17 protein-coding genes and 1 tRNA gene are annotated in these 18,010 nt (G+C 65.6%); 7 read left to right on the forward strand and 11 right to left on the reverse strand.

Going from position 1 to position 18,010, the window contains the following annotated elements:
* Nucleotides 1–304: 304 nt before the first annotated feature.
* From IE191_RS10040 to IE191_RS10050, 3 genes are all read right to left on the reverse strand, one after another.
* Complete coding sequence (locus IE191_RS10040) at nt 305–1,303, reverse strand: hypothetical protein (protein WP_191324244.1); 999 nt, start codon at nt 1,301–1,303, stop codon at nt 305–307.
* Nucleotides 1,296–2,525, reverse strand: coding sequence for a tyrosine-type recombinase/integrase (locus IE191_RS10045; protein WP_191324245.1), 1,230 nt, complete (start codon nt 2,523–2,525; stop codon nt 1,296–1,298). Before IE191_RS10045 ends, IE191_RS10040 begins: the two co-directional genes overlap by 8 nt.
* Before the next feature lie 139 nt (nt 2,526–2,664).
* A tRNA-Ser gene (locus tag IE191_RS10050) sits at nt 2,665–2,755 on the reverse strand.
* 74 nt (nt 2,756–2,829) lie between these two features.
* Here IE191_RS10050 and IE191_RS10055 point away from each other — a divergent pair.
* Nucleotides 2,830–3,783 carry a peptidylprolyl isomerase gene (locus IE191_RS10055; RefSeq protein WP_191324246.1) on the forward strand — a complete coding sequence of 318 codons (954 nt, stop codon included), beginning with the start codon at nt 2,830–2,832 and terminating at the stop codon, nt 3,781–3,783.
* Between the two features lie 9 nt (nt 3,784–3,792).
* Here the strand turns inward: IE191_RS10055 and IE191_RS10060 are convergent, their stop codons facing one another.
* A complete protein-coding gene (locus IE191_RS10060) occupies nt 3,793–5,883 on the reverse strand; it encodes a RelA/SpoT family protein (protein ID WP_191324247.1) in 2,091 nt (696 codons plus the stop codon).
* 235 nt (nt 5,884–6,118) lie between these two features.
* On the opposite strand from IE191_RS10060, the gene IE191_RS10065 reads away from it, so the two are divergent.
* Both IE191_RS10065 and IE191_RS10070 read left to right on the forward strand, forming a co-directional pair.
* On the forward strand, nt 6,119–7,078 hold the full coding sequence (locus IE191_RS10065; protein ID WP_229815235.1) for a hypothetical protein: 960 nt from the start codon (nt 6,119–6,121) through the stop codon (nt 7,076–7,078).
* Between the two features lie 175 nt (nt 7,079–7,253).
* Nucleotides 7,254–7,850, forward strand: coding sequence for a hypothetical protein (locus IE191_RS10070; protein WP_191324249.1), 597 nt, complete (start codon nt 7,254–7,256; stop codon nt 7,848–7,850).
* Between the two features lie 253 nt (nt 7,851–8,103).
* Here IE191_RS10070 and IE191_RS10075 read toward each other — a convergent pair whose 3' ends face one another.
* Both IE191_RS10075 and hemF read right to left on the reverse strand, forming a co-directional pair.
* Nucleotides 8,104–8,733 (reverse strand): GNAT family N-acetyltransferase, encoded by a 630-nt coding sequence (locus IE191_RS10075; protein WP_191324250.1) that lies wholly within the window; start codon nt 8,731–8,733, stop codon nt 8,104–8,106.
* A 4-nt stretch (nt 8,734–8,737) separates the two neighbouring features.
* The gene (hemF, locus tag IE191_RS10080) at nt 8,738–9,601 is read right to left on the reverse strand and encodes an oxygen-dependent coproporphyrinogen oxidase (protein ID WP_191324251.1); all 864 of its coding nucleotides are present in this window, start codon (nt 9,599–9,601) and stop codon (nt 8,738–8,740) included.
* A gap of 73 nt (nt 9,602–9,674) precedes the next feature.
* On the opposite strand from hemF, the gene pdeM reads away from it, so the two are divergent.
* From pdeM to IE191_RS10095, 3 genes are all read left to right on the forward strand, one after another.
* Nucleotides 9,675–10,367 (forward strand): ligase-associated DNA damage response endonuclease PdeM, encoded by a 693-nt coding sequence (gene pdeM / locus IE191_RS10085; protein WP_191324252.1) that lies wholly within the window; start codon nt 9,675–9,677, stop codon nt 10,365–10,367.
* 143 nt (nt 10,368–10,510) lie between these two features.
* Nucleotides 10,511–11,035 (forward strand): translation initiation factor IF-3, encoded by a 525-nt coding sequence (gene infC / locus IE191_RS10090; RefSeq protein WP_191324253.1) that lies wholly within the window; start codon nt 10,511–10,513, stop codon nt 11,033–11,035.
* Between the two features lie 184 nt (nt 11,036–11,219).
* Nucleotides 11,220–12,845, forward strand: coding sequence for a hypothetical protein (locus IE191_RS10095; RefSeq protein WP_191324254.1), 1,626 nt, complete (start codon nt 11,220–11,222; stop codon nt 12,843–12,845).
* A 96-nt stretch (nt 12,846–12,941) separates the two neighbouring features.
* On the opposite strand, the gene IE191_RS10100 is transcribed toward IE191_RS10095, so the two are convergent.
* The 3 genes from IE191_RS10100 to grxC are packed head-to-tail and all read right to left on the reverse strand — an operon-like array spanning nt 12,942 to nt 14,562.
* On the reverse strand, nt 12,942–13,448 hold the full coding sequence (locus tag IE191_RS10100) for a DUF1178 family protein (RefSeq protein WP_191324255.1): 507 nt from the start codon (nt 13,446–13,448) through the stop codon (nt 12,942–12,944).
* Nucleotides 13,445–14,290: a carbon-nitrogen hydrolase family protein gene (locus IE191_RS10105; RefSeq protein ID WP_191324256.1), complete on the reverse strand. Its 846-nt coding sequence runs from the start codon at nt 14,288–14,290 to the stop codon at nt 13,445–13,447. Before IE191_RS10105 ends, IE191_RS10100 begins: the two co-directional genes overlap by 4 nt.
* Nucleotides 14,287–14,562 carry a glutaredoxin 3 gene (grxC, locus tag IE191_RS10110; RefSeq protein WP_191324257.1) on the reverse strand — a complete coding sequence of 92 codons (276 nt, stop codon included), beginning with the start codon at nt 14,560–14,562 and terminating at the stop codon, nt 14,287–14,289. The genes IE191_RS10105 and grxC overlap by 4 nt, the downstream gene beginning before the upstream one ends.
* Before the next feature lie 171 nt (nt 14,563–14,733).
* On the opposite strand from grxC, the gene IE191_RS10115 reads away from it, so the two are divergent.
* On the forward strand, nt 14,734–15,195 hold the full coding sequence (locus IE191_RS10115; RefSeq protein ID WP_191324258.1) for an Hsp20 family protein: 462 nt from the start codon (nt 14,734–14,736) through the stop codon (nt 15,193–15,195).
* An 81-nt stretch (nt 15,196–15,276) separates the two neighbouring features.
* On the opposite strand, the gene IE191_RS10120 is transcribed toward IE191_RS10115, so the two are convergent.
* Together IE191_RS10120 and IE191_RS10125 are read right to left on the reverse strand one after the other, a co-directional pair.
* Nucleotides 15,277–16,671, reverse strand: a complete 1,395-nt coding sequence (locus IE191_RS10120) for a UdgX family uracil-DNA binding protein (RefSeq protein WP_191324259.1) — start codon at nt 16,669–16,671, stop codon at nt 15,277–15,279.
* A gap of 6 nt (nt 16,672–16,677) precedes the next feature.
* Nucleotides 16,678–17,925 (reverse strand): putative DNA modification/repair radical SAM protein, encoded by a 1,248-nt coding sequence (locus IE191_RS10125; RefSeq protein ID WP_191324260.1) that lies wholly within the window; start codon nt 17,923–17,925, stop codon nt 16,678–16,680.
* Nucleotides 17,926–18,010: the final 85 nt, after the last annotated feature.

The following is an 18,010-nucleotide window of genomic DNA, read 5'->3' on the forward strand; positions in this document are numbered from 1 at the left end:
TCCGTCCTTCCAATGGACCAGACTCTAATCAAGCTTGGAGGAAAATCAGGGGGTCACGTCAGGCCAGCCTCGGGCTTCGGATTAGTTGGTCACCGAGTAGCTGCAACATGCGCGCTCGTGGCCGAAACGTGAGTGTGTCTGGATTGGGCATAAATTTCTCTATGCAACCTCCTTTTGAAGCCGACAATCCCAATTCAAGGAGAGGCTTGTGCGGCTTCCGTTCCGCACCGAGATTCCGGCGTTCTGTACAATGGACCGCTGGGTCGATACCATACTCCGATTGACGCGTGCCGACCTAACGGTCTCAGACGACACCGCCCCCAAGGTCGCCCGCTGCGTCCACTGCAAACCTGTATTCAACCGACCTGCCAGCAATCATCTTCTGGACCCAGTCGGCGGGCTCGTCCGAGGCCTTGCCCTCGTTGAGTTCGGTGGAGCGGAAACCTTGACCATTCCTCACCACCCGGTTGTGGGTACGCCGGGCAACTTCAGCGTTATTCAGCTTCCGGCCGTGCCATTCTGGCGCGTTCATCTCTTCCCAGACGGCGACGAGGACGGCCTGCAAAAGGGAGTGGCGATAAGAGCCTGCCGCGTATCCCTTGCGCTTCAGGCATTCCCCGATCCATTCCGCCCTTGACTGGTACGGCACGCGCTGGAAGGGGTGGCGAAGATCCGCTGTCGCCTTGAGGGCACTGGCCTCCAGCAAAGGTTCCGCCGGCAACGCGATTTCTTCAACCGTGATTTCAGCGCCACGGTAGCCATATTCGCGGCATGTGGCTCGACTGCGATCGTGGTCATCGGGTGACATAAAAAGCGGCCAGAGACGGTCTGAAAATAAGCGGGGATCGAGTTCAACGCCTCCCGCAACGGCAATGACCTGACGCGCAGCGAAACCGACAAAAACGTCTCCAGAATCAATATGATAAAGCGCGAACTGACGCATCATGGCCTTGGCCAACCATTCTGGTACCAGCCACGCCACCCCGTTCGGCGGGCGGCCAAAACGGGCAAACGCCTCCACCGACGCCCGGCACAAGACCGCGACGAACAGCAGCGCCAGAAGCGGAAGCACCACCACCGCCCACCAAATCCACGCCCGCCCCAACAGGGCCAGCACCGCTACCGCCAACACAGCCGCCACGATCACAACCGCCAGCGCCGCCACCGACTTCCATCGATCCATCCGCAACCAACCGGCCCGCGCCTCCGCCAGTTTAGCGTCAAACAGCGCCGCGCCCGCCGCGTAATCCCCAGCGCCCAACCGTTCCGCAACAAACACGCGCCCCGGCTTGCCCTCACGCATCGCCAACCTCCTGCTCCGCGTCAGCCTCATCGCCCCCTTCCGCCTTCTCCACCCGCGCGATTCGCGTCAGCAGCACCGGCCGGCCCATGCAGTAATCCGCCCAGGTGGCCATCATCACCTTGCGCTTTTCCAGCAGCTTGCCGCGGCGATAGGCGGCCTCGACCTTGTTGCCGATGGTGTGGGCCAGCGCCATTTCGGCGATCTCGTTCTCGAAATCGGTCTCCTCGCTCACCCAGTCGCGGAAGGACGAGCGGAAGCCATGCGGCACTGCCTTCACCTTCATGTCGCGACAAATCTTGGTCAGCGTCATGTCGCTCAATTGCGAATCCCGCCGCGTGCCGGGGAAGACCAGCTCGTCGGTCGCGCGGCGATAGACCGCCGCCTTTTCCAGCACCTTCAGCGCGTCATCACACAGCGGCACGACATGCTCCTCGCCCGCCTTCATGCGCTCGGCGGGGATAGTCCAGAGCTTTTCCTTGAGGTCGATCTCGCTCCACACCGCGCCGCGAATCTCGCCCGAACGCAGCGCCGTCAGCACCAGCATTTCGAACGCCAACCGCCCCACGCTCTCCCGCGATCGCAGGCTTTTCATGAAGGCAGGCACCTGATCATAGGGCAGCGCCGCCTGATGCTCGACCTTGCGCTTGGCCTTGGGCAGCGATTTGTTGAGCGCCGCCATCGCCAGCGCGTGCTCACGGTAGCCTTTGGCCACGGCCCAATCGATCACCATCGCAATGCGCTGACGCACGCGCCGCGCCGTCTCCTGCTTGGCCAACCAGATCGGCAGCAGCGCATCGCGCACATGCTGCCCCTCGATCAGCGAAACCGACATGTCGCCAATATGCGGGAAGGCATAGGTGGTCAGCGTCGTCAACCACTGGGCGGCGTGCTTCTTGTTCTTCCAGCTGGCGTGATGCTCGGCATAGACCAGCGCCGCCGCCTCGCGGAAGGTCGGGATGCCCGCTTCCTTCACCCGCTCGCGGACCGGGTCCAGCCCCGCCTCGATCTGGCTGCGCACTTTGGCCGCCGCCGTGCGCGCCTGCGCCAGCGTCACCTTCTTCGTGCTGCCCAGACCAATGTCGCGCCGCTTGCCCTTTTTCTGCACACGGCAGACCCAGGCCTTGCTGCCACCGGGCGCGACGACGAGGTAAAGCCCGTCACCATCGGCATAGCGCCCCGGCGCCCGATCAGCCTTGACGAAAGTGGCGCTGAGACGGCCCATTTTCTATCCCACATTTTCTACCACACGAGACGCGGGTTACCATGCCTTTTGATGGGGCACGATGCAACAGGAAAATGGCAGAAAACCCCTGATATTGAGGGGTTTTTGGGTCAGTTTGGTTTTCGGTGAAATACCCAGGTGGCGGAGCGGGAGGGATTCGAACCCTCGATACGCTTTTGACGTATACTCACTTTCCAGGCGAGCGCCTTCGACCACTCGGCCACCGCTCCGCATGCACTGGAAGGCGCCCACTAGCGGCCCGTGTGGGGTTGCGCAAGGGCGGTTTGGCGATCACAACAGCAAAATGTGGATACGTCCTGCCGCTTCGCTGATCCTGGCCCTCGCCCTTCCCTTTGCCCTCCCCCCTGCTGCCCTGGCAAAGCCTGCCGAACCGGCGGCGCCGCCCAGCCCGAGCGAGATCGTCGCGGCAGCGCCGGTGGGCGATTGGGTGGCGATCGCGCCGGCGCAATTGCTGGTGATGGACCTGGCGCCGACGGCCGATGGCGCGGCGCGGCAGGTGGTGATCCAGTTGCTGCCCGCGCCCTGGTCGCAAGGCTGGATCGGCAACATCCGCAAGCTGGCCGAGGCGCATTTCTGGGACGGCACGGCGATCAATCGCGTGCAGGATGGCTATGTCGTGCAATGGGGCGATCCCGATGCGGAGGACAAGGCCAAGGCGCGCGCCCTGCCCCCTACCCTGCTGAGCATTCCGCAGGGCGCTTATACGCTCACCGCCGGGGCCGCGCCGGCGCTGGAGGGGCCCCGCCTCGCCGATGGCATCTATGCGGCGGTAGCCGGCTTCTACCAGGGCTGGCCGATCGCGATGGGGCCGGGTGACACGCCCGAGACCTGGCCGGTGCATTGCTATGGCACGGTGGGTGTCGGGCGCGACATGCCGCCCGATAGCGGCACGGGCGCGGAACTCTACGCCGTGATCGGCGATGCGCCGCGCCAGCTCGATCGCAACATCGCCGTGGTCGGCCGGGTGATTTCCGGCATGGAATGGCTGTCCAGCCTGCCGCGCGGCAAGGGCGACATGGGGTTTTACCGCAAGCCGGAAGAGCGCACGCCGATCCTGAGCGTGCGCCTGGGCAGCGACGTGCCCGGCCTGCCCACCTGGCAATACCTGTCCACCGCCAGCGCCAGCTTCGCCCGCTATGTTGACGCGCGGGCCAACCGGCGCGATCCGTTCTACGTGCGCCCGGCCGGCGGCGTGGACATCTGCAACGCGCCCGTGCCGATCCGTATCAAGCCCTGAGAAACGGCGCTAGATCCGGTCAGCCTGGGCCACTGCATCGCTGGCGCGCAGGGCGCTGATGATGCGGGTGAGATGCGCCAAGTCGCGCACTTCCAGATCGACCAGATAGGTGTGGAACGGATTTTCCCGCTGGGTCATTTCCAGGTTGACCACGTTGGCATGGTTCTTGGCAAAGATGCCGGCCATTTCCGCCAGCGTACCAGGCCGGTTATAGAGCTCGGCCCGGATGCGGCCCACCGCGCCATCGGTGCGCTTGTCCCATGACAGGTCGATCCAGTCGGCATCCACGCCATCGGCCAGCTTTTCGCAGTCGATCGCGTGGACTTCCACGCCCTTGCCCGGCCGGCGCAGGCCGACGATGCGATCGCCCGGCACGGGGTGGCAACAATCGGCCAGCTTGAACGCCATGCCCGGCGTCAGGCCCCGGACGGCGATGGCGCGCTGCTGGCGCGGCCAGTCTTCGGGGTTGGGCAGGTTGGCGGTGCTGCCGGGCACCAGCGCTTCCATCACCTGGCGATCGTCCAGCTTGGCCGTTCCAATCGCCACCATCAGGTCTTCTTCACTGTTTAGTTTCAGGCGCTTGACCGCATCGGCCAGCGCTTTCTTGCCCACCGGCGTGGCCAGTCGCTCGGCAATTTCCTCATAGAGCTTGCGCCCGATCAGAGCGACTTCGGCGCGCTCCTTCTGGCGCACGGCGCGGCGGATGGCGGCGCGCGCCTTGCCCGTCACGGCAAAGCCCAGCCACGAGAGTTGCGGCTCGGAATTGCGGCTCTTGATGATTTCCACCACGTCGCCATTGCCCAGCGGGGTGCGCAGCGGCACGTGGCGGCCGTTGATCTTGGCCCCCACCGCCTGCGCGCCCAGATTGGTGTGCACGGCAAAGGCAAAGTCGATCGGCGTGGCCCCCTTGGGCAACTGGAACAGCGCGCCCTTGGGGGTGAAGGCAAAGATGCGATCCTGGTAGATCGCCATCTTGGTGTTTTCGAGCAGTTCCTCGGCATCGTGGCTGGCATCGAGAATCTCGACCAGATCACGCAGCCAGCCCACTTCCCCGTCCGGCTCGCCCCCCTGCTTGTAGGCCCAGTGCGCGGCAAGGCCGTATTCGTTGCGGTGGTGCATCTCGCGCGTCTTGATCTGCACTTCCACGCGGCGCGCATTGTTATAGATCAGAGAGGTGTGCAGGCTCTTGTAGCCGTTGATCTTGGGCGTGGAGATATAGTCCTTGAACCGCCCGGGGATCATCTGCCAGGTCTGGTGCAGCACCCCCAGTGCCTTGTAGCATTCGCCCACGTCGTCCACCAGCACGCGGAATGCCATGATATCGGTGATCTGCTCGAACGAGACGTGGCGCTCGGCCATCTTCTTCCAGATCGAATAGGGGTGCTTCTCGCGCCCCGCCACTTCCACGCGCACCCCGGCTTCGGCCAGCGCCTGCTTGATCGATAGGGCAATGTCGCCCACCTCGCCGCCGCCCTCGCTGCGGATCGCGGCCAGGCGCCCGGTGATCGTGGCATAGGCTTCGGGCTCCAGTTGCTCGAACGCCAGCAACTGCATTTCCCGCATGTATTCGTACATGCCCACGCGCTGGGCGAGCGGGGCATAGATTTCCATCGTCTCGCGCGCGATGCGGCGGCGCTTGTCCTCGCTCTTGATGAAATGGAGCGTGCGCATGTTGTGCAGCCGGTCCGCCAGCTTGACCAGCAGCACGCGCAAGTCTTCGCTCATCGCCAGCAGGAACTTGCGCAGGTTCTCCGCCGCGCGCTCGCTTTCCGTCATCGTCTCGATCTTGGAAAGCTTGGTCACCCCATCGACCAGCCGCGCCACGTCGGCGCCGAACAATCGCTCGATCTCGTCCACCGTGGCGAGCGTATCCTCCACCGTATCGTGGAGCAGCGCGGTGACGATGGTTTCCTGGTCGAGCTTCAGCTCGGTCATCAACCCGGCCACTTCCACCGGGTGGGAGAAATAGGGATCCCCACTCGCGCGCTTCTGCGTCCCGTGTTTCTGCACGGTATAGACATAGGCACGGTTGAGCATGGCCTCGTCCGCCTGGGGAGCATAGGCCAGCACACGTTCGACAAGTTCATATTGGCGGAGCATTACCTGGCCTAGATGGGGGAAATGAGGGGCCTAGGGCAAGGGGAAAGGCTGGGGGATTTTGGCGATAAGTGTGATTGAGCAGGGCAGAGCCGCGGCCCACGTCCGCCAAGGCCGGATCTCCGCCGACCGGCTGGCGCGTAACCGGTATCCACTACATGAAGCCCCGCGCTGCCTGTTGACCTGGACGAGTCGTGGAGCGGCCAGCAAGTCACGTCATTCCGGATAGATTTTCACATTGTATCTGATTGATGCGAAATATATCACCCCAACCCGACGGATCAAAGCCGGTGCACAGGTTGCGCACCGGAATGCGGGGGAATCACGAATGAAGCGCATCATCACGCTGGCGCTGGCGGCAATTGCGTCGCCCGCCATGGCGCAAACGGCTGCCCCATCGGCGCCGGCCACCACGGCTCAGGCGTCCACGCCGACCGCCATCGTCTTTTCGGAAAAAGGCGCCAACGGGATGAGCGATCTTCCCATGGGCGTCCACCGCATTCCCGACAGCGATGTGGTTGTTTCCGGATACCAGGGTGGCGGCGGGATCGGTCTACTGTTCGGCGTGGTCGGCGTGCTGGTGCAAAGCTCGATCAACGCGGGAACCGGCACGGACAAGGTCCACAACGTGGAAGACGACCTGCGCTTCGACGTTCGCGCCAAGGCTATCGAGATGACCAACGCGGTCATGGCCGGCGACCGGTTCAAGACCGCCTACACGCTCACGCCCCAGCCGGGCGGCAGCACGATGACGGTATCGCCCTATGTCGTGCTGACCTTCGTCAAGAAAACCGAGGACGTGCGCCCCTACATCGTCCTGAAGACCAAAGTTGCCACCGGCACCGACTCCGGCAAGACGATCAAGTATTTCTGCTGCGAAGGCAAAGCTATGCCGCTCGCCACCCTGACCGAAAACAACGGCGCCCGCCTGAAGGAAGTGCTCAACTCAGAGCTTGAGACCGCCGTCAACGTGATGCTGCTCGATCGCTCGCAGCCTTTCCCGCGCAACGACGAGGCCAAGCTGGAAACCAATGGCATGCTCCCGTTCGTGGGCAAGCCGCTGAAGTGGCGCGGGTTCGATCTCGGCACCTACAACAATTACCGCCTGATCGAATATCGCGGCGGATTGTTCGTGTTCTCGGGCGTGAACATCGTCGAGCCGGATGGCCTGGAAATCACGCCGGTGGTCAAGAAGTGAAGGGTGGTGCGGCGACTGCTTGAAACGCCTCATCGGGCTTTGCGGGAGACTTGGTCTGGTCGCAGAGCCCGATATGCGGCGTTCTCACGCAAGGAAGCCCGAAGACCGCATACTGCATCACTGTCGCTGATCGATTTATGTGTGCTACCCCGGATTCTCCAAGATCGGACATCCAATGATCAAGGCGATTGTTCTTCGTTGTGGCGCCCTGTTGATGACGGCCATTGCGTCATCAAGCGTGGCCAGTGCTCAAGAGGTAGGAAAAGCAGAAATCCACAACCAGGTGGCGTCTGGCAATCTTGAGTCTCTGCACAAACTCGGCTGCATTCCGCTCACCAAAGCCTCGCCGGAATACAATCCGGTCGACCTATATCGAGGGGCAAAAGTCTGCCTGGATGCCGGACGCCTGCAAGATGCGTTCGCATTGGTCAGTTTGGCAAATGTGTACGGTCGCTTCGACATGCTTCGCGTTGCTGACACGACAGCCCATCAAGCCGTTGCTGTGGCACGGATGGAAGTCTTTTCTGAAACGCCTGACGCTGTGAAGCAGGAATTCTCTGATCTCGCGGCCAAAAATATGAGTAACTCCGTCCAGCACGCTGAGCTCTGCCGCGCTGTGCAAGCACTGGGTGCCCCGACTTACAACCCGCGCTACATGGTTCAGCACGGCATGATGGCCTTCATGCAAAGAAGTGGTGATGGACTGGTGAAAGACTTTGATCGGACCAAGGCCTGGTCGGATGTCCTGACTTCCTATCTGAAGTGCGTTTAAACGGTCAGCAAGTTCTGGGTGCGGCTTGTTGAGTTGCCCGTCCTTTATGCGCAAGACCCGCGCTCCTGCCTTGGTTTAGCAGGTACTCTCCCACGTGCATGTGCACATGCCCTCCCCTAACCCCTCCCGCAAGCGGGAGGGGGATTTTCGAGCTCCCCTCCCGCTTGCGGGAGGGGCTGGGGGAGGGAATGTTGCCGCGCCAGTCGATCCGTTGGCCACATAGCCATTCCAGCTTTCCGGCCTATCCCGGACCTCACCCCAAAACCGGCACCTGCGGCGCTTCCTCGCCCAGCAGGCCCAGCCCGCGCGGGTCGGGGAAGACTTCCACGAAGCGCGCATAAGGCACAAACCCCTGCGCCATGTAGAACGGCAGCGCGCTCGGGCCGTCGAGCGTGCAGGTGTGCACCCACACACGGCTTACGCCTTCCCGCCCCCACGCCCGTTGCAGGGCGCGGCGCATCAGCCATTTGCCGAAGCCTTTGCCGGTGGCGCCGGGGATCAGGCCGAAGAAGGCGATTTCCGCCTCGCCGCCCGTGCGGAAATCGAGTTCCAGCATGCCGACCTCTACCCCGGCGCGGTCGGCCACGGCGTAAAGCTCCACATCGGAATCGTGGATGATCGCGGCGAGCGCGGCGTCGTCCATGGCGAGGCGCGACCACCACAGCCACTTGGCGCCGACGCGGCGATAGAGCAGGCGGTATTTCGCTGGCTCGGCCGCTTTCCAGCGCACCAGTTGCAGCGGCACGTCGGCTTCGGGCACCAGCCGCTTGAGGCTGGCGGGCGGCTCGCGCATCTCCAGCGCGGTGACCACGGCGGCCAGGTCGCCCGGCGCGAGCGCGTGAAAGCCCTGCCCCAGCGGCGCGGCAACGTCGGCAATCGCCATGCGTTCAGCTCCACACCGCGCGCGGCGGCAGGCTCATCAGGATGGCGTCGATATTGCCGCCGGTCTTGAGGCCGAACAGCGTGCCGCGATCGTGCACCAGGTTGAATTCGGCATAGCGGCCGCGCCATTCCAGCATCTGCAATTCCTCGCGCGCATCGAACGGCTGGTTCATCCGCCGCCGCACCAGACGGGGATAGACGTCGAGAAACGCCTCGCCCACGTCGCGGGTGAAGGCAAAATTCGCCTCGAACGCGGCGTCGTCGGCGCATTCCAGGTGATCGTAGAATATCCCGCCCACGCCGCGATGAACCTTGCGGTGGGGGATGAAGAAATAGTCGTCGGCCCAGGCCTTGAAACGGGGGTGATAGGCCGGATCGTGCGCGTCGCAGGCCGCCTTGAAGCGGGCGTGGAAATCGGCGGTATCCTGCTCATAGGGCAATGGCGGGTTGAGATCGCCGCCGCCGCCGAACCAGGCCTTGCGCGTGGTGAGGAAGCGGGTGTTCATGTGCACGGCGGGCACATGCGGATTGGCCATGTGCGCCACCAGGCTGATCCCGGTGGCGGTGAATTCCGGGTTTTCCGGATCGGCGCCATTGATGGTGCGGGCAAATTCCGGGCTGAATGCGCCGTGCACGGTGGAGACGTTGACCCCCACTTTCTCGAACACCTTGCCTTTCATCAGGCCCTGCACCCCGCCACCGCCGTTTTCCACCGGCTCGCCGTGATGCTCGCGCTGCCACGGGGTGTAGGAAAAGGCCGCGTCGCTGCCTGCCTCGCGCTCGATGCTTTCAAACTCGGCGCAGATGCGGTCGCGCAAGGATTCGAACCAGGCGCGGGCGCGAGCGGTGTGGGTGGTCCAATCGGTCATGCCATCTCCCAGGGGCCAATCAACGCCCGTGCCACGGCTTGCCAAATCGGCGGGCCTGCGGCAAGGGGAAGGCATGGTTCCCCTTTCGTTCGCTCCGTTCCCGTTCGCCGGCCAGGAATGGCTGCTCGGCCCGGCGCGAGCGCTGGTCTGGCCGGCCGAACAAGCGCTGCTGGTGGCCGATCTGCACTTGGAAAAGGCAAGCTGGTTCGCCCGCACCGGGCAGATGCTGCCGCCCTATGACAGCCGCGAAACACTCGACCGGCTCACCGCGCTGGTGCGCCACACCGGCGCACGGCGGGTGTTTTGCCTGGGCGACAATTTCCACGATGCCCACGGCCCGGCGCGGCTCGATGCCGGGGCGGCCGATCGGCTGACGGCCCTGGCGCGCCTGGTCGATTGGGTGTGGATAACGGGCAACCATGATGAAAAGGACGGTGCTGCTGCCGGAACCATGCTGCCGGAACTGACCGTTGGCGGCGTTATGCTGCGGCACGAGGCCCGGCCGGGCGAACCCCTGCCCGAACTGTCCGGCCACTTTCACCCCCGCCTGCGCGTGGCGGCGCGCGGCCGCACAGTCAGCCGCCCCTGCGCGGTGATGAGCGAGCGCAAGCTGATCCTGCCCGCGTTCGGCGCACTGACCGGCGGGCTGGACGCGGCGCACCCCGCCCTGCTCAAGGCGATGCAGCCCGCGCGCAGCATCACGGCGCTGGTGCCCACGGCCGCGCGTGTGGCGCATTTCCCACTGTGGCAGGCTGCCGCAGCTTGAAACCGCACCCTGCGGCGCCCACATATGCCCGAAGGCTCTTTATCTGCCGCGCTGTTGTGATATGAGCGCGCCTTGAGTCTCTTTCATGACTCGCACCCGGATCAACGTCAGGAGATAGCACTATAGCTCCCCCGCCCCGGCGCATGTTGGCGCCCCCCGTCAAGAGCGGCCCTCGCTACAACCAGATGATCAACGTGCCCAAGGTGCGCGTGATCGATGAAAACGGCGAGAATCTTGGCGTGATGTACACGCGTGAAGCGATCGAGCAGGCAGCCGAAGTCGGCCTTGACCTGGTCGAAGTCTCGCCCAACGCCGATCCGCCGGTGTGCAAGTTCCTCGACGTGGGCAAGTTCCGCTACGAGGCGCAGAAAAAGGCCAACGCCGCCCGCAAGAGCCAGAAGACGCAGGAGATCAAGGAGATCAAGATGCGTCCGAACATCGATGATCACGACTATGACGTGAAGATGCGCAACGTGCATCGCTTCATCGAGGATGGCGACAAGGTGAAGGTGACCCTGCGCTTCCGTGGCCGCGAACTGTCGCACCAGCAATTGGGCATGAACCTGCTCAAGCGCGTGCAGGAAGACGTGGCCGAAGTGGCCAAGATCGAGGCTTTCCCCCGCATGGAAGGCCGCCAGATGCTGATGGTTCTCGCCCCCAAGGGTTGAGCCATTGCCGCATCGGCTGAACGAAAAAGGCGCGCCTTGCCGGGCGCGCCTTTTTCGTTGCTGCGTGGCTTGCCTGGATCATACCGCCGCCCTGTTCGTTAGGCGCCGATGAATGCGCCGGCCAAGGCAGGTTCAGCCTGACCCGAATAGACCGGCGTGGTTGAGCGAAACAGGATGAACCGCCATGCGCCCCATTCGCACCACGATCATGATCGCCACGGCCAGTGCGCTCGCGCTGAGCCTGGCCGCCTGCAACAAGGCCGGCACGCCCGACGCAACCGCTTCGGCCGATGCCGCCAATGCCCTGCCCGCACTGCCGGCGGCGGTCCCGCTGCAACCCGGCGCGGCCACGGCCATGGCCCCCGCCCCGGCGGTCCAGGCCCTGCCCGTGCAGCATGCCGTGCGCGTCGCGCGGCTCACCCACCGGTCTGATGCCTATGCCTATCTCGACCGCGCGCAGGGCGTGACCCAGGCGATTGGCGACGCGCCGCCGGACTACACCTATGACGATGGCGATGTGAGCCCGTGGGTGTGGCAGACCAGCGGGGGTGACCGGCGCTATGCCGAGCCGATCGACGGCGGCTATCGCTATTATTACTATCAGGCCGGATCGGACACACCCTACCTCGTGCGCGATCCGGAATACAGCTATGCCTATTCCGGCCCGCAACTCGTGGCAGTCTACGACAGCCAAGGCAGCCTGCTGCCGCCGGATTACTATGGCGAACGGGTGGACTATGCCTCGCGCTATTATGATCGCGCCGCCTATCTCTATGATCTTTCGCGCGAACGCGAGCATCGCGGGGTGATCGCAGCCAACTGGGCCGAACGCCGCGCCGAAATCGCCGCCTCTCGCGCGCAGTGGGCGCAGGACATGGCCGAGCAAGCCGAATGGCGCGCCTACCACGATGCGCACGAGGCGCAGGAGCAGGCGCACTGGGCCGCCGAAAGCGAGCGCCGCGCCATGGAAGCGCAGCAGTTCGCGCGCTGGCAGCAGGTCGGCTTCAACTCCCCGCCGCCGCAACCGGTGGTCTATGCCCCGCCCCCGCCGCCTCAGCCCCAGCCGCGCTTTGCCGGCTGGCTGCCCCACTGGTTCGACGGCGATGGCGCGCGGCAGGCTGCCATGCAGCAACAGCGGCAGCAGCAGCAGGCGTTCTTGCAGCAACAGCAGCAGCAGCGCATCAAAGCGCAGCAGGCAGCGATGCAGCAGGCCCAGTTCCGCGTGCAGGAACAGCGGCAGCAGCAGCAGTTCGCGCAGCAGCAGCGGATCAATACACAGCAGGCCCAGTTCCGCGCGCAGCAACAACAACAGAAGTTTGCCCACCAGCAGGCGGAATTCGCCCAGCAACAGGCCCGAATGCAGGCCGCGCAGCAGATGGGCATGCAGCGCCAGGCCGAGCAGGCGCGGCTCCACGCGGCGCAGCAACAGGCGCAGCAGCAGGCGCAGCAACGCGCGCAGGCCCAGCAGGCCCGGATGCAGCAAGCGCAACAGGCGCGCATGCAGCAGGCCCAGCAGAACCACGCGCGGGAACAGGCGGCGATGGCCCAGCGCCAAGCCATGATGGCGCAACGTCAGGCTCAAGCCGCCCAGCAGCGCGAGCAGGCGATGGCCCGCCATCAGCAGGAACAGGCCCAGCACGCGCAGGAACAGGCCCAGCGCCAGGCGATGATGGCCCAACACCAGGCCCAGGCCGCGCAGCAACGCGAGCAGGCCATGGCCCGCCACCAACAGGAACAGGCCCAGCGCCAAGCGGCGCACGCCGCAGCCCAGCACGAGCACCGCGATCATCCCCATCATGAGGGTGCGTAAGACCTTGCGCTCCGCAGCGCGCGGCCGGATCTAACTGGCTACAATCCCTGGCGTGGCCTCGGACTTGATCCGGGGCCACGCTCCAACGCCATGGCCTCAGTTCGCCTCGCCGGGCGGCACCACGGGAATCAGCAGCGGCGCCACGGCGATGCCTTCTTCCAGCAGGTCGCGGGCTTCCTCGGGTGTCGCCTGGCCATGGATCGGTGCGGCGTCCTTGTCGCCATAATGCATCGCGCGCGCGTCTTCGGCAAAGGACGTGCCGACCCAGGTGGAGGACTTGATCGCCTCGGCCTGGGCCAGGGCGACCGCGCGCAGCATGGCCACCGCCTCGGGCGGGAGCGGAGCCTTGGGCGCCGCCCCAGCGGGGGCCGCCACGGCAGCAGACGCCGCGCCATCGGCGGGCGCGGCCACGGGCAGCGCCGGCGCCTGGTTGCCCTTGCGCCCCACGGCCGGCGCCATCACCGCCTTGACCACCTCGCCACTGCCGCAGACCGGGCACGTGACCAGCCCGCGCTCCTGCTGCTGCGCATAGTCGCTGGACGAGGCGAACCACCCTTCAAATCGGTGCTGGCCGGCCGAGCATTGCAGATCGAAGACAATCATGACGCGCGCGATATGGGCACAGCGCGCTTGTTGGCAAGACTGGGCAGTTGCTGCCGCACCGCCGCCGTGCGCGCGGGGTCGATCGTGGCAAAGGCCAGGCCCGCCGCCGTGCCCATGTCGAGCAGCACCTCGCCCCAGGGGTCGACCACCAGGCTATGGCCATAGGTCTCGCGCCCGTCTTCATGCTGGCCGGTCTGCGCTGCGCTGATGACAAAGGCACTGGCCTCCACCGCGCGGGCGCGCTGCATCAGGTGCCAATGCGCCGCTCCGGTGGGAACGGTGAACGCGGCGGGGATGGCGATCGCATCGCACCTGGCCTGGCCCAGGGCCTCGAACAAGGCGGGAAAACGCAAGTCATAGCAGATCGCCAGGCCCAGTCGGCCAAGCGGCGTTGCCACGGTCACGGCCTGTTCGCCGGGACGATAGGCGGCGGATTCGCGCCAGGTCTCGCCCGTTGCCAGGTCCACGTCGAACATGTGCATCTTGTCATAGCGCGCGGCAATCGCGCCGGTCGCATCGATCACGAAAGCGCGGTTGGCCCAGCGGCCATCGCGATCCTCCGGCCTGATCGCCAGCGAGCCGAGATGGACCCACAGGCCATGGCGCGCCGCCGCCTCGCGCGCAGCGGCGAGCACGGGATTGGCGTCTTCCGCCACGATATGCGGCGTGGCGCGCGCGCGATCGCGGTCGATCAGCCCCGACATCTCCGGGGTGAACAGCATCGCTGCGCCGTCACCGGCGGCGCGGGCAGCCGCATCGGCAATCGTGGCGGCATTGGCCAGCGGATCGATCCCGCTGGTCATCTGCAACACCGCCACGCGACAGGAAGACGCTGCGCTCATGCCAGGCCGAGCAGGGCGTCGAGCTTGCCGGCGCGATCCAGCGCATGGATGTCGTCGCACCCGCCCAGCGCCTGGTCGTTGACGAAGACCTGCGGCACGGTGGCCGCCCCCGGCGCGCGCTCCTGCATCTCGGCGCGCTTGGGGCCGCCCATCGTCACGTCGTGTTCTTCATAGGCGACGCCCTTTTCATCGAGCAGGGCCTTGGCCCGCACGCAATAGGGGCAGCCCCACTTGGTATAGATTTCGACTTTCGGGGTCTGGGACTGGCTCATGTTCGCTCCGGTGAAATTGGTGAAACGGGGGGCCTTGAAATGCACAACGCAGCCCACACATGGTCGTTTGTGACGAGCGCCGCAAGACGGGCTCGCCACCTTCAACCCGCCCCAGCGCCGGAGTTTCCCGGGCCGGGGTCTGTGCAGATTGCTCTTGATGAGGATATTGCCATGAACCGTTTCGATTTCACCCCCTATCGTCGCACGACCGTGGGTTTCGACCGCCTGTTCGACCTGCTCGAACGCCAGGCCCGCGCCAATGCCGGCGACAATTACCCGCCCTTCAACATCGAGCGCCAGGGTGACGATGCCTATCGCATCACGCTGGCCGTCGCCGGGTTCAAGCCGGAAGACCTCGACATCACCGCGCAGCAGAATCTGCTGGTGGTGAAGGGCAGCAAGGCCGATCTGGCCGACAAGCAGTACCTCCACCTGGGCATTGCCAACCGCAGCTTCGAGCGCCGCTTCGAACTCGCCGATTTCGTGCGGGTGAGCGCGGCCGACCTTGCCGATGGCCTGCTGACCATCGACCTGGTGCGTGAAGTGCCCGAGGCGATGAAGCCCAAGAAGGTGCTGATCGGCAACCAGAAGGCCTTGTCGGTGGTGGAAGGCGACGCCAGCGCGGCCGCCTGATCCACCGCACCGCGAAATGGTGAAGGGGCGCTGGCCACGCGGTCGGCGCCCCTTTTTGCTGCTCTCCGGCCTTGCGAGGCTTCAGGGCAAGGCCCGCACGCGATCGGCAAAGGAGGCCAGGTCCTGCACGAACCGCGCTTCTTCCGCCGCCCGTGCCGCCCCGTCCAGCCGCAGCAGGTAGCTGGGATGGCAGGTCAGCCAGATTTCGGTTCCCTCGTGGGTGGCCAGCAGGCCGCGTTCGCGCTGCACGCTGGCGGTGCGCCCGATCAGCCCGCGCGCGGCACTCGCGCCCAGCGCCAGGATCAGGCGCGGCGCCACAAGTTCGCGCTCGCGGTCCAGCCACCAGCGGCAGGTGTCGATTTCCCCGGCCGTGGGGCTTTGGTGAAGGCGGCGCTTGGGCGTCGGTTGATGCTTGAAATGCTTGACCGCGTTGGTCAGCCAGCCCTGCCCCGGATCGATCCCCACCGCTTGCAGATGGCCGCGCAGCACTTCGCCCGCCGGCCCGACGAACGGGCGGCCCAGGCTCTCCTCGGTATCGCCCGGCTGCTCGCCCACGATCATGAAGCCGCCCGCTGGTTGCCCTTCCCCGGCCACCGCGCGCGTGCCGTTGCAGCCGATCGCGCAGTGCCGGCATGACGCCAGGCCCTGGGCCAGATCGGGGAGCGTGGCCGGCGGCGGGCCGAAATCCTGCCGTCCCAGATCGACCATCGCCGCCTCGCGCGCCTGCGCCCCGGCGATCAGATCGGGGATCAGCGCCGCCTCTGGCATGTTCTTCCAGTATTTGCGCGGCATTTCCTTGAGCATCGCGCCCACTTTCAGCCGCGCCGGGTTGAAGATGTTGGCGTAATAGGTGCGCCACAGCTCTTCCAGCGGATCGCCGCCCGGCGCGTCGAGCCGGGTTGCCGGTGGCCCTTCCTCCAGCACCTGGCCGTTCCAGTGCAGCGATCCAGCCGGCGTCAGGATCGACCAGCGCATCGCGGCAAAGCGCCGGACGAAAAAGCCGGCGTTGGCGCGCAGGATATGATGATCGGGCTCGAACCAGGCGACGAAGCGCTCCGATCCGTCAGCTTCGGCCACGCCACGAAAGCGCAGGAAGGCGCGCATCTTGTGAATGTCCCGCCGCACCGGGCGGGAAAGCTGGTCCAGCCGCCGCACCAGCGGATCGGCCGCGTCCTGCGCCGCGCGCGGCTGGCTCTGCAAGCGCCAGAGCAGGCGATAGGCCAGATCGAACCGTTCGGGCGCACGGTTGAGCAGCGCCATGCGCACCAGATCGAGGAACGGCTTGCTGGCCCGCACCGGCGCGGCGCCCGGTCGCGGTGGCGGCAGGGGCATGGCCTCCTGCGCGAACAGATCGCCGGTGCCCTGCCCCGGTTCTTCCCAGGCCACCGCATCAGGCTCGATCCCGGCCAGGACCAGCGCCCGCGCCGCGCTGCGCCAGGCTTCGCTGTCATCGGGTGCCGGCAGGCAGACGCGCACGAGTAATCAGGCCCCGAACAGTTCGAGTTGCTGCGCCTTGGGCGGCGCAAGCTGGCTGCGCAAGTCAGCCCGGTCGACCAGCAGCGTCGGCCGCCAATCGGCCGTGACGATGAACGGCCGCACTTTGGCCAGCGAGGTGGTGAGCCGGCCCACGTCTTCCAGCCGCAATCGGCGTTGCCGCCGGGCAGAGAGCAGCGCGCCCACCGCGCGCACCCCCAGCCCCGGCACGCGCAGCAGCGCCTCACGCGGGGCGCGGTTTACGTCCACCGGAAAGGCCTCGCGAAAGCGCAGCGCCCAGGCCAGCTTGGGATCGATATCCAGCGGCAGCATGCCGCCCGGATCGGCCGCCTGCTGCACTTCATGCGGGGCAAAGCCATAGAAACGCATCAGCCAGTCGGACTGATAGAGCCGATGCTCGCGCATCAGCGGCGGGCGTTGCAGCGGCAGCACGGCGCTGGCATCGGGGATCGGGCTGAACGCCGAATAATAGACCCGGCGCAGGCGAAAACGGTTGTAGAGCGTGGCCGAACGGCCAACGATATCAGCATCGCTTGCCTGGTCGGCCCCCACGATCATCTGCGTCGATTGCCCGGCCGGGGCAAAGCGTGGCGCGTGGCGGAAGCGCTTGCGCGCGTCCTTCGCCTCGACAATGGCGCTGCCGATCTTGGCCATGGCCCCTTCGATCACCGGGGTGGACTTGTCCGGCGCCAGCCGCGCCAGCCCGGCCTGGGTCGGCAATTCCACGTTGATCGACACACGATCGGCATAGAGCCCGGCCCGCGCGACCAGTTCGGGATCGGCCTCGGGAATGGTCTTGAGGTGGATATAGCCGCGAAACTCGTGCTCCTCGCGCAAGATGCGCGCCGCCTCGATCAATTGCTCCATCGTGTGGTTGGAGGAACGGACGATGCCCGAGGAAAGGAACAGCCCCTCGATATAGTTGCGGCGATAGAACGCCACGGTCAGGTCCGCCACTTCCTGCGGCGTGAAGCGCGCGCGGCGCACGTTGGAACTCTTGCGGTTGACGCAATAGTGGCAATCGAAAATGCAGTGGTTGGTCAGCAGGATCTTGAGCAGCGAGATGCACCGGCCATCGGGCGCATAGGCGTGGCAGATGCCCATGCCCTCGGTCGAGCCCAGCCCCTTGCCGCCCGCGCTGTTGCGCTTGGCCGTGCCCGAAGAGGCGCAGCTTGCATCGTATTTTGCAGCATCGGCCAGAATGCCGAGGCGTTCCATCACCGTGGGTTGCGACATTTGTTCCTTATACGTTCCATCGTCACGAAAGGCCAGCGCCGATGCACGGGCGGTCCACCGCGTTTTGGGCAGGGCGCCGGAACGC

Origin of the sequence: Novosphingobium pokkalii, from assembly GCF_014652855.1 — a bacterium.
Lineage (GTDB): Bacteria > Pseudomonadota > Alphaproteobacteria > Sphingomonadales > Sphingomonadaceae > Novosphingobium > Novosphingobium pokkalii.